12 protein-coding genes are annotated in these 11,680 nt (G+C 58.1%); all 12 read left to right on the forward strand.

The genetic code is table 11. The annotated features are described in order from the left end of the window. Positions 1 to 45: 45 nt before the first annotated feature. The 12 genes from rfbA to PMI16_RS23055 all read left to right on the forward strand — a co-directional run bounded on the left by rfbA (position 46) and on the right by PMI16_RS23055 (position 11,600). Positions 46 to 936, forward strand: coding sequence for a glucose-1-phosphate thymidylyltransferase RfbA (gene rfbA, locus PMI16_RS23000; protein WP_034382003.1), 891 nt, complete (start codon positions 46 to 48; stop codon positions 934 to 936). A 51-nt stretch (positions 937 to 987) separates the two neighbouring features. Then, positions 988 to 2,073: a GDP-mannose 4,6-dehydratase gene (gene gmd / locus PMI16_RS23005; protein WP_007884074.1), complete on the forward strand. Its 1,086-nt coding sequence runs from the start codon at positions 988 to 990 to the stop codon at positions 2,071 to 2,073. Positions 2,074 to 2,080: 7 nt separating this feature from the next. Next, on the forward strand, positions 2,081 to 3,019 hold the full coding sequence (locus tag PMI16_RS23010; RefSeq protein WP_007884075.1) for a GDP-L-fucose synthase family protein: 939 nt from the start codon (positions 2,081 to 2,083) through the stop codon (positions 3,017 to 3,019). Positions 3,020 to 3,118: 99 nt separating this feature from the next. Beyond that, entirely contained in the window at positions 3,119 to 4,114 is a 996-nt protein-coding gene (locus PMI16_RS23015; protein WP_007884076.1) for an NAD-dependent 4,6-dehydratase LegB, read from the forward strand. Beyond that, a complete protein-coding gene (locus PMI16_RS23020) occupies positions 4,107 to 5,285 on the forward strand; it encodes a LegC family aminotransferase (protein WP_007884077.1) in 1,179 nt (392 codons plus the stop codon). The genes PMI16_RS23015 and PMI16_RS23020 overlap by 8 nt, the downstream gene beginning before the upstream one ends. 5 nt (positions 5,286 to 5,290) lie before the next feature. Next, entirely contained in the window at positions 5,291 to 6,451 is a 1,161-nt protein-coding gene (gene neuC, locus PMI16_RS23025) for a UDP-N-acetylglucosamine 2-epimerase (RefSeq protein WP_034382006.1), read from the forward strand. After that, the gene (gene neuB, locus PMI16_RS23030) at positions 6,444 to 7,523 is read left to right on the forward strand and encodes an N-acetylneuraminate synthase (protein WP_007884083.1); all 1,080 of its coding nucleotides are present in this window, start codon (positions 6,444 to 6,446) and stop codon (positions 7,521 to 7,523) included. The genes neuC and neuB overlap by 8 nt, the downstream gene beginning before the upstream one ends. Continuing rightward, the gene (locus PMI16_RS23035; RefSeq protein WP_034381993.1) at positions 7,520 to 8,149 is read left to right on the forward strand and encodes an acetyltransferase; all 630 of its coding nucleotides are present in this window, start codon (positions 7,520 to 7,522) and stop codon (positions 8,147 to 8,149) included. The genes neuB and PMI16_RS23035 overlap by 4 nt, the downstream gene beginning before the upstream one ends. Then, on the forward strand, positions 8,149 to 9,198 hold the full coding sequence (locus PMI16_RS23040; protein WP_007884085.1) for a nucleotidyltransferase family protein: 1,050 nt from the start codon (positions 8,149 to 8,151) through the stop codon (positions 9,196 to 9,198). The genes PMI16_RS23035 and PMI16_RS23040 overlap by 1 nt, the downstream gene beginning before the upstream one ends. Beyond that, positions 9,195 to 10,112 carry a Gfo/Idh/MocA family protein gene (locus PMI16_RS23045; RefSeq protein ID WP_007884087.1) on the forward strand — a complete coding sequence of 306 codons (918 nt, stop codon included), beginning with the start codon at positions 9,195 to 9,197 and terminating at the stop codon, positions 10,110 to 10,112. The genes PMI16_RS23040 and PMI16_RS23045 overlap by 4 nt, the downstream gene beginning before the upstream one ends. After that, the gene (locus tag PMI16_RS23050) at positions 10,097 to 10,816 is read left to right on the forward strand and encodes an acylneuraminate cytidylyltransferase family protein (RefSeq protein ID WP_237719933.1); all 720 of its coding nucleotides are present in this window, start codon (positions 10,097 to 10,099) and stop codon (positions 10,814 to 10,816) included. The genes PMI16_RS23045 and PMI16_RS23050 overlap by 16 nt, the downstream gene beginning before the upstream one ends. A gap of 10 nt (positions 10,817 to 10,826) precedes the next feature. Further along, the gene (locus tag PMI16_RS23055; protein WP_007884089.1) at positions 10,827 to 11,600 is read left to right on the forward strand and encodes an oxidoreductase; all 774 of its coding nucleotides are present in this window, start codon (positions 10,827 to 10,829) and stop codon (positions 11,598 to 11,600) included. The last annotated feature ends 80 nt before the right edge of the window (positions 11,601 to 11,680 follow it).

Consider the following 11,680-nt stretch of genomic DNA (forward strand, 5'->3'; position numbering starts at 1 on the left):
AGGGTGCCGCCGCCAGCCCGCATTGCCAGCGGAGTCGGCACGCCGATGACGAGTACCCAGCGCAAGGGCATCATTCTGGCCGGCGGATCCGGCACCAGACTGTACCCCGTCACACAGGCTGTTTCCAAGCAGCTGCTGCCGGTGCATGACAAGCCGATGATCTACTATCCGCTGTCAACGCTGATGCTGGCCGGTATCCGGGACATATTGATCATCTCGACTCCCTATGATTTGCCGATGTTCCAGCGCTTGCTCGGTGACGGCAGTGCATGGGGGATCTCCTTGTCCTATGCGGAACAACCCTCTCCTGACGGTCTTGCGCAGGCCTTCACCATTGGACGCAGTTTCATCGGAGGCCATCCGTCGGCACTGATTCTCGGCGACAATATCTTTTACGGCAACGAGTTCGAATCCCAGCTTAAAACCGCGGACAAGCAACAGGATGGCGCTTATGTGTTCGCCTACTACGTGACCGATCCGGAACGATATGGCGTGGTTGATTTCGACGAGCAGCGCCGCGCCATCAGCATCGAAGAGAAGCCGGTTGCGCCGACGTCCAACTACGCCGTCACGGGCTTGTATTTCTACGATCAGCAGGTTTGCGACATTGCAGCGGCTGTCAAACCTTCCGCCCGGGGCGAACTGGAGATTACGGACATCAATCGCGTCTATCTTGCGCAAAACCGGTTGAGCGTCGAGGTGATGGGACGGGGCATGGCCTGGCTTGACACCGGGACGCACGAGTCTCTATTGGACGCCGGGCAATTCATCGCCACCATCGAAAGCCGCCAGGGGCTCAAGATCGCTTGCCCCGAAGAAATTGCCTATCGCAAAAAATATATTTCCGCGCAGCAATTGGAGGCGCTGGCACAGCCTTATATCAAGAACAGTTACGGAAAGTATTTGTTGCGCTTGTTGAATGCGAAGATGTTTTAGGCGACATCGCGCATATCATTTTCACCGAACACAAAAAACTGAGAAGAGTACATGAGTAAAGTTGCACTGATTACCGGCGTTACAGGGCAGGATGGCGCTTATCTGGCGGAGTTGCTGCTGTCCAAGGGCTATGAAGTCCATGGCATCAAGCGGCGTACCTCGTTGCTCAATACTGATCGCATCGATCACTTGTATCAGGACCCGCACGAGAAAAACGTCCGGTTCAGATTGCACCATGGCGATCTGACCGATTCGACCAGCCTGATCCGCATCATCCAGCAAGTGCAGCCGGATGAAATCTACAATCTGGCGGCCCAAAGCCATGTTGCCGTCTCGTTTGAAGAGCCGGAGTACACGGCCAATTCGGATGCCCTTGGCTCCTTGCGTATTCTGGAAGCGATTCGCATTCTGAAACTGGAGAAGAAGACGCGTTTTTACCAGGCGTCGACCTCGGAGCTGTATGGCCTGGTGCAAGAAACGCCGCAAAAGGAGACCACGCCGTTTTACCCCCGCAGTCCTTACGCCGTGGCGAAACTGTATGCGTACTGGATCACCGTCAATTATCGCGAGGCCTACGGCATTTACGCGTGCAATGGCATTCTGTTCAATCACGAAAGTCCGATTCGCGGCGAAACCTTCGTCACTCGCAAAATTACCCGCGCGTTGGCGCGCATCAAGCTGGGTCTGCAGGAGTGCCTCTACCTCGGCAATCTGAATGCCCGTCGCGACTGGGGGCATGCACGCGATTACGTTGAAATGCAGTGGCTCATGTTGCAGCAGGAGCAACCGGAAGACTTTGTCATCGCTACCGGCGTGCAATACAGCGTGCGCGACTTCATCGAGGCCGCGGCGCGTGAAATCGATCTGAAGGTGCGTTGGGAAGGCGAGGGCCTTGACGAAAAGGGGTACGATGAAAACGGCAAGTGCATCGTCGCCGTTGATCCGCGCTATTTCCGTCCCGCAGAGGTGGAAACCTTGCTCGGCGATGCCACCAAGGCGAAGGAAAAGCTTGGTTGGACGCCCAAGACTTCGTTTGCGGAGCTGGTTGCCGAAATGGCGCGCGAGGATTTGAAATCGGCGCAGCGCGACGAGCTGATCAAGCGCCACGGCTATACCGCTATCGACAATCGTGAGTGAAGACGCAATGGCTGCAATCGACAAAGACGCAAAGATTTATGTGGCCGGCCATCGCGGCATGGTCGGCTCGGCCATCGTGCGGCGCCTTCAGGCCGGCGGCTATGCCAATATCCTGACGCGCACCCACGGCGAGCTGGATCTGCTGGACCAGGCGCGCGTGCACGCGTTCCTGGCGGAGCAGCAGCCGGCATATGTATTCCTGGCTGCGGCCAAGGTCGGCGGCATCCAGGCAAACAATATCTATCGTGCGGATTTCATCTATCAGAATCTGCAGATGGAAGCCAACGTCATTGGCGGCGCACATGCGGCAGGGATCGGCAAACTCATGTTTCTTGGTTCGTCCTGCATTTATCCGCGCGACTGTCCTCAGCCGATCAAAGAAGAGTATTTGCTGACGGGCCCGCTGGAGAGCACCAACGAGCCCTATGCGATCGCCAAGATCGCCGGACTCAAAATGTGCGAGTCCTTCAACAGGCAATATCAGACGGAATACGTCACCGTCATGCCGACCAACCTGTACGGCCCGAACGACAACTACGATCTCGCCAATAGCCATGTCTTGCCGGCACTGTTGCGCAAGGCGCATGAGGCCAAGCTGCGTGGCGACAAGAAACTGATCGTATGGGGATCGGGCAAGCCGATGCGGGAGTTCCTGTACGTCGACGACATGGCCGATGCTTGCGTGTTCCTGATGGAGCAAGGCGCCGGCAGCGGCGCTTACAACGTCGGCACCGGCACGGACGTGACGATTCGCGAATTGGCCGAGACGATTCTGGAGGTCGTCGGATTCGAAGGAGATATTGAATTCGACAGCAGCAAGCCGGACGGAACGCCGCGCAAACTGCTCGACGTTTCCCTGTTGGCGCAAAGAGGGTGGTTGGCGCGCGTCAGCCTGGCCGATGGCATCAGGAAGACCTACGACAGTTATTTGTCGGGTTTGCAATAAGCATCATCGTTAATTCGCCTTGCGCGGCGATCCGGCTCAGTGAGCGACATGACGGATCGCAGTGCAAGGCATCGAAGTCTTTTGTCAGAGCGAGCAAAAATGAAAGTATTGGTAACCGGAGCGGATGGCTTCATCGGATCACATTTGACCGAGGCATTGGTGCGTCAGGGACATGACGTCAGGGCATTCGTGCTCTACAACTCCTTCAATTCCTGGGGCTGGCTGGACAGTTGCGCGGACGACGTCAAAGGTAAATTCGACGTGTTCGCCGGCGACATCCGCGATCCCTACGGCGTCAAGAAATCCATGCAAGGTTGCGACCTGGTGTTGCATCTGGCGGCGCTGATCGCCATCCCTTACTCCTATCATTCGCCGGATACCTATATCGACACCAACGTCAAGGGTACGCTCAACATCGTTCAGGCTGCGCGCGAACTTGGCGTATCGAAGGTGGTGCATACCTCCACCAGCGAAGTGTATGGAACCGCCCGCTTTGTGCCGATTACCGAAGAACATCCGCTCCAGGGACAATCGCCTTATTCCGCCAGCAAGATCGGCGCCGACCAGATCGCCATGTCTTTCTATAACGCTTTCGACACGCCGGTTTCGGTGATTCGTCCGTTCAATACCTATGGACCGCGCCAGTCGGCACGCGCCATCATTCCGACCGTGATCACGCAGATCGCCAGCGGTCAGCGCCGCATCAAGCTGGGAGCCTTGCATCCGACCCGCGATTTCAATTTCGTGGCGGACACGGTGCAAGGTTTCATCGCGGTTGCACAGTCGGAAAAATCGGTCGGCGAAGTGATCAACGTCGGCAGCAACTTCGAAATTTCCATCGGCGATACGGTCGCCATGATTGCCGACATCATGGGCGTGAAGATTGAGATCGAAACGGACGAAGTCCGGCTCCGCCCCGAGAAAAGCGAAGTCGACCGCCTGTGGGCGGCCAACGACAAGGCGCGCGAGTTGACCGGCTGGAGTCCGGGCTATGCCGGTCATGACGGTTTCCGTCGCGGCTTGCAGGAAACGGTGACCTGGTTCACCAACCCGGACAACCTGAAGAACTACAAGGCTGGTATCTACAATGTCTAAACTGGATCAGCCGGCAATCATCGCGGCGCTCAAATCCGTCCTGCCTGCGCCGGATGCGCGGGTGGCATTGCACGAGCCGGAGTTCGGCGGCAATGAATGGACGTATGTCAAAGAATGCATCGACACGGGCTGGGTATCGTCCGTCGGCAAGTTCGTCGACCGTTTCGAGCAGGATCTGGCTGCTTATACCGGCACGCGTCATGCGATCGCCGTGGTCAACGGCACTGCCGCCTTGCATGTCTGTTTGCTGCTGGTCGGCGTTGAGGCCGGCGATGAAGTGCTGATGCCGACGCTGACTTTCATTGCGACCGCCAACGCGATCAGCTATTGCGGGGCGGTTCCGCATTTCGTCGACAGCGACATCGCGACCCTGGGGCTCGATCCGCACAAGCTGGAGCGCCATCTGGAAAATATCGCGGAGGTGCGCGGCGACGCTTGCTACAACAAACAAACCGGGCGCCGCATCAAGGCCGTGGTGCCGATGCATACCTTCGGCCATCCGGTCGACCTCGATGCCTTGGTTGCCGTCTGCGAGCGCTACCGGATTGCCTTGATCGAAGATGCCGCGGAATCGCTGGGGTCGTCGTACAAAGGCCGCCATACCGGCAATCTGGGGCGCGTGTCGGCGCTGAGTTTCAACGGCAACAAGGTCGTGACCACCGGTGGCGGAGGCGCCATTCTGACCAATGATCCCGAACTGGGGAAATTGGCGAAGCATCTGACGACCACCGCCAAAGTGCCGCACAAATGGTCGTTTGCGCATGACCGCATCGGTTTCAACTATCGCCTGCCGAACATCAATGCCGCCCTGGGTTGTGCGCAACTGGAACAATTGCCCGGTTTCATCGAGGCCAAGCGCGCCCTTGCAAAAACGTATGCGCAGGTGTTTGAGGGCATCGGCGGCGTGCGTTTTTTCAGCGAACCGTCTTTTGCCCGCAGCAACTACTGGCTTAATGTCTTGTTGCTGGATCGGGATAACGCGGCGCAACGCGACGAGTTGCTGGAACTGAGCAACGGTCTGGGCATCATGACGCGTCCTGCCTGGACGCTGATGCACCGGCTGCCGATGTTCAGCGTATGTCCGCGCATGCCCTCGCTGGAAACGGCGGAAGACATTGAAGCGCGGCTTATCAATATTCCCAGCAGTGCAGCGTTGGGAGCCGGCCGGTGACGGCCATGCGAAAAATTTGCGTGGTGACCGGCAGCCGTGCCGATTACGGCTTGCTGTATTGGGTCATGCGCGAAATCGCCGCTACCTCCGGCTTGCAGTTGCAGATCGTCGCCACGGGCATGCACCTGTCCGCGCAATTCGGTTCGACGTATCGCGCCATTGAAGCCGACGGTTTTCGTATCGACGCCAAAGTGGACATGTTGCTTGCGAGCGATACGGCCATCGGCGTCGGCAAATCGATCGGCCTGGGCGTGATTGGATTCGCCGATGCCCTGGATCGTTTGCAGCCGGACATGTTGCTGGTGCTCGGCGATCGCTATGAAATCCTGGCCGCTGCGCAAGCGGCGCTGATCGCACGTATCCCGATTGCGCATATTGCCGGCGGCGACGTGACCGAGGGGGCATTCGACGAGGCCATCCGGCACAGCATCACCAAGATGGCGCATGTGCACTTTGTCACCAATGCGGATGCAGCGCGCCGCGTGCGCCAGCTCGGAGAGAATCCGGCGCATATTCACAATGTCGGCAGCCCGGGGCTGGACTACATCAAGCGCGTCAGTTTGCTTGAGCGGGCTGCGTTGGAGGCTGCGCTGGATTTTCGTTTTCAGAAGCAGAATTTGCTGGTGACTTTTCATCCGGCGACGCTGGAAAAACAATCTGCCGCCGCACAGTTCGAAGAGTTGTTGACGGCATTGGACGCGCTGGGTCCCGAAGTGGGGATCCTGATGACCAAGCCGAACGCAGATACGGATGGCCAGATCATTATCGATCTGATGGACCGCTACGTGAAGGACCGGCCGTTCGCACGCGCCTACACATCGCTGGGCCAGGTCCGCTATCTGAGTGCCATGGCGCTGGTTGACGGCGTGGTCGGCAATTCATCCAGCGGTCTGTACGAAGCGCCGTCTTTCCGCAAGCCGACGGTCAATATCGGCGACCGTCAGAAAGGGCGCTTGCAGGCAAGTTCGGTTGTCAATTGCGAACCTGTCGCGGCAGAGATTGAAGCCGCGATACGGCGTGCACTGACGATGGATTGCGCTCAAACGGTCAATCCCTATGGCGACGGTGAAAGCGCTGCGCGGATAGCCAAGGCGATCAGTGCGGTCCGGGAACCGGCAGCGCTACTGAAGAAACATTTTTTTGAATTGAACATCGATCATGAATAAGCGCGTTTATGTTATCGCCGAAGCCGGTGTCAATCACAACGGATCGCTGGATCTCGCCAGGGAGCTGGTTTCGGTAGCTGCGCGTGCAGGCGCCGATGCCGTGAAGTTTCAGACCTTCAAGGCGGATAAACTCGTCAGCCGCGCCGCGCCCAAGGCTCAGTACCAGCGCGCGACGACCGACGCGGAAGAATCGCAGCACGAAATGATTCGCAAGCTCGAACTCAGCGATGCCGATCATGAGGCGTTGATCGCACACTGCAAGGTTTGCAATATCGACTTCCTGTCGACGCCGTTTGACCTGGACAGCCTGGCGTTGCTCGCCGGCCGTTTCGACCTGCCGCTGATCAAAATGCCTTCCGGCGATATCACCAACGCACCGCTGCTGCTTGCCGCGGCACGCACCGGCAAGCCGGTCATTTTGTCGACGGGGATGAGTACGCTGGGGGAAATCGAACAGGCGCTTGGCGTGCTGGCGTTCGGCTACTCCGAGCCGGAGGCGGCACCTTCGATGAGCGCTTTCGAGCAAGCGTACGTATCCGCGGCCGGACGTGCCGCGCTGCAAGCCAGGGTGACGTTGTTGCATTGCACGACCGAATACCCTGCGCCATTTGCCGATGTGAACTTGCGCGCGATGACGACGCTGGCCAATGCCTTCGATCTGCCGGCAGGTTATTCGGATCATACCGTCGGCATCGCGGTGCCGATCGCTGCCGTGGCAATGGGCGCAGTCGTGATCGAAAAACATTTCACGACCGACCGCAACTTGCCCGGCCCGGATCATCAGGCATCGCTGGAGCCGGATGAGCTGGCGCAAATGATCCGCTCGATACGCGAAGTGGAAATGTCGCTCGGCTCCGCGGTCAAGCAGGCGGCGCCGTCCGAATTGAAGAATCGTGCGATTGCACGTAAAAGCCTGGTCGCCGGCGCGGAGGTTCGCAAAGGGGAGGTATTCACCGCTGACAATCTGGACGTCAAGCGGCCGGGCGATGGCCTTTCGCCAGTGCGATATTGGGAGTTGCTGGGTACGGTTGCCGATCGTGACTACGGTGTTGACGACAAGGTGCAACGTTGAGCGGGGGAATTATCATTCTCGGCGCAGGCGGTCATGCACGCGTGTTGTTGAGTGCATTGGCCGGCATGCCGGTGCTGGGATTGACGGATGCCGACCCGCTGAAGACGGGCGTGCTGATCGCCGGCATTCCCGTTCTCGGGACCGACGATGTGTTGAAGGAGCATGCCGTCGACAGCATCCTGCTGGTGAATGGCATCGGTTCCGTTGGGAGCAGCGCCGGTCGCCGGGCGCTGTTTGATCGCTGCAAGAGTGCCGGCTACACCTTCGCGCAGGTGTGTCATCCCTCGGCCGTTGTGGTGGCCGGCGTCGTGTTGGGCGAGGGCGCGCAAATCATGGCCGGCGTGGTGTTGCAAACCGGTTGTTCGATCGGTGAGAATTCGATCGTCAACACCGGCGCCATCATCGATCACGATTGCCGCATCGGACGCCATGTCCATGTCGCGCCGGGAGCGGTGCTCTCCGGCGGTGTCGAGGTTGGCGATAATGTACATATCGGTACGGGGGCGACCCTGATTCAGGGAGTGCGCATCGGCGAGGGCAGCCTCGTCGGCGCCGGTGCCGTCGTCGTGCGCGACGTGCCGCCAGGAACAAAGGTCGTGGGCGTTCCCGCAAAAGAGATCAGATAATGGATAAATGGAAAGATGTGCTGGTGTTGCCGCAGGCCTCCGTGAGGGAGGCGATTCAGGTGCTCGACAGCAGCGGGAAACAGATCGTGCTGGTCGTTGACGAGCAGCGCCGCTTGTTGGGAACGGTGACGGACGGCGATGTCCGCCGGGGCATCCTGAAAGGGATCGATTTCACGGAGACGGTTACCCTCATCATGAATCCGCAGCCGAATACGGCGCGTATGGAAATGAGCCGCGAAACCGTGCTGGCGACGATGAAGCGCAAGGGTTTGCATCATATGCCGCTGGTGGACGAGGACGGCACCGTCATCGGCCTCGACACGCTCGACGATCTGATTCATTCGCGCAGCAAGGACAACTGGGTGGTGCTGATGGCAGGCGGTCTTGGCAGCCGCTTGCGGCCGCTCACGGAAGATTGCCCCAAGCCGATGCTCAAAGTCGGCAACAAGCCCTTGCTGGAAACGATCCTGGAAAATTTCATCGAGTACGGCTTCCGGCGTTTCTATATTTCGGTCAATTACATGGCCGAAGTCGTGAAGTCCTATTTTGGCGACGGTTCCCGCTTCGGCGTCGAAATCCGCTATCTGCACGAGGACAAGCGCCTGGGCACAGCGGGCGCGCTGAGTTTGCTGCCGGAGCGTCCGGCCGAACCGTTTTTTGTGATGAACGGCGATTTGCTGACGAAGGTCAATTTCAGCCAGTTGCTGGCGTTTCATGTGACGCATGATGCGGCGGCGACCATGTGCGTCAGGGAATACGATCATCAGGTGCCGTATGGGGTGGTGAAGATCGAGAACCATCGCATTACCGGCATCGAAGAAAAACCCGTGCAGCGTTTCTTCGTCAATGCAGGCATTTATTTGCTGGCGCCGGAAGCGCTCGATCTGATTGCGCCGGATACCTTTTTCGACATGCCGACCCTGTTTGAGAATCTCATGGCGCAACAGCGCGAGACGGTGGTTTTCCCGGTGCGGGAGTATTGGCTGGATGTGGGACATCTTGCCGACTATGAGCGCGCCAACGGCGAGTACCAGTCGGTGTTTTCATGAGCAAGGCGCTGGTTGTCGGCTATGGTTCGATCGGTGCGCGTCACGTCCGGATCCTTGAGGAGTCGGGGCATGAGGTCGCCGTCGTCAGCCGACGCCGGATCAACGTGCGCACGTGCTATGCCGGTCTCGATGAGGCCTTGCAACAGTATGAGCCGGCCTACGTGGTGATCGCCAACCGCACCTCGGAGCACCGTGACACCTTGCAGTCGCTCAATCGCGCAGGTTTCACCGGCGACATTCTGGTTGAGAAACCTTTGTTCGAGGCGCCGGGCGACCTTGAGCCGGGGGGCGGTTCCGGTCGCGTGTTCGTTGCCTATAACCTGCGGTTTCATGCCGTGTTGCAACGGCTGAAGACCTTGTTGCAAGGCGAGCGCATGTTGTCGGCGCAGATTTATGTCGGGCAGTATTTGCCGCAATGGCGCCCGCAAGCCGATTACCGTACCTCCTATTCGGCGAGCGCCGGTCAGGGCGGCGGCGTATTGCGCGACCTGAGTCATGAGCTGGACTATATTGCCTGGTTGTTCAATGGCTGGAGCCGGGTCGCCGCGTTGGGCGGTCATTTCAGCTCGCTTGAAATCGATAGCGACGACGTGTTCTCCGTGCTGCTCGAAACACCAGGATGTCCGGTGGTGAGCTTGCAGATGAATTATCTGGACCGCGTCGGCAGGCGCGTCGTCATCATCAATACCGATAGCGGCACGATAGAGGCGGATCTTGTCAGGGGAACGGTCACCATGAACGATCAAATTGAAAGCATCGTCAGCGGTCGCGACGATACCTACAGAGAAATGCATGCGGCATTGCTTGGCGGGCGCCATGAGACGCTGTGTACATTCCGGCAGGGGGCTGAAGTGCTCGATCTGATTGCCGCCATCGAACAGGCCGCCGGCACGCGGCAATGGGTATCGCGATGAGCCGTTTATGCACGATTTGCGCACGGGGCGGCTCCAAGGGCGTCAAAGGGAAAAACGTTCGCCCCTTGATCGGAAAGCCGTTGATTGCCTACAGCATTGAGCAGGCGCGGCGCAGCGGATTGTTCGATGCGATTGCGGTCAGCAGCGATTCCGAAGTGATTCTGGAGGCGGCGCGCAATGCCGGCGTGGATTATCTGATCGCGCGTCCGGCTGAGCTTGCCACGGATACGGCCGCCAAGCTGCCGGTCATCCGACATTGCGTGTCGGAGGTCGAACGTCTGTCCGGGAAGCGCTTTGCCACCCTGGTCGACCTTGATGCCACCTCGCCTTTGCGCTCGGAGGAGGACATCCTGCAGGCGGTCGGGTTGCTGGAAAGCACGGGAGTCGACAACGTCATTACGGCAATGCCGGCGCGTCGTTCACCCTATTTCAATCTGGTCGAGGTCAATGCGGCCGGTGTCGTGGCACTGTCCAAGCCGTTGCAGGCCGGCATTGTCCGGCGTCAGGATGCGCCTTTGTGTTACGACATGAATGCGTCCATTTATGTCTGGCAACACGATGCACTTTTCGATGGAGACTCCGTTTTTCGCGCAAATACCCGGCTTCATGTCATGCCGGAAGAGCGTTCGATCGACATCGATTCGGAGCTGGATTTTCGTTTGGTAGAGCTGTTGATGCGAGAGCGTCTGGCAGCGGCAGAGTAAGGGGATCGCGATGTTGTTGAAAGACCAGGTTATTGTGGTCACGGGTGGCGCAGGCCTGATCGGGCGCTCGTTCGTCAGCGCCATTCTGGCGCAGGGCGGAACGGCGGTCATTGCCGATCGCGATGAAGGGGCCGGCGACGCCGTTGTTAAATCGCAACAGTCTCAGCATCCTTTAGCGTCGATCGATTTCGTAAAAACAGACATTACATCCAGGCAGTCGCTGCAGGCGCTGATTGCCGCCGTGCATCAAAAATATGGCCGCATCGATGCACTGGTCAATAATGCCTACCCGCGCAACCAGCACTACGGACGCAAGTTCGAAGACGTTGAGTTTGATGATTTCAATCAAAACGTCGGTATGCATCTAGGCGGATATTTTCTGGCATCTCAACAATTTGCCGCCTATTTCAAGAAACAAGAACGAGGTTCCATCGTTAACATGGCTTCGATCTATGGGGTAGTGGCGCCGCGTTTCGATGTGTACGGCGATACCCCCATGACGATGCCGGTGGAATATGCTGCGATCAAATCGGCTGTTGTTCATTTGACAAAATACCTGGCCAGTTATCTGAAAGGTAGCGGTATCAGAGTCAATTGCATCAGCCCGGGAGGCATTCTGGATGCTCAGCCCGAGGCTTTTTTGGCGCGATATAATAGTTATTCGCTTTCCAAGGGAATGCTTGAGCCTCGCGATCTTCAGGGGGCTTTGCTATTCCTTTTGAGCAACATGTCGCAATTTGTGAACGGACAGAACATCATCGTCGATGACGGCTGGTCTTTATAACAAAAAGATGCTGGCGAATCTGCGGTTTCAGAGCAACGATAAATCAGTTCCATTTAATTTTTAAGAGAATCACACGCATA

Origin of the sequence: Herbaspirillum sp. CF444 (assembly GCF_000282135.1) — a bacterium.
GTDB lineage: Bacteria > Pseudomonadota > Gammaproteobacteria > Burkholderiales > Burkholderiaceae_D > Herbaspirillum.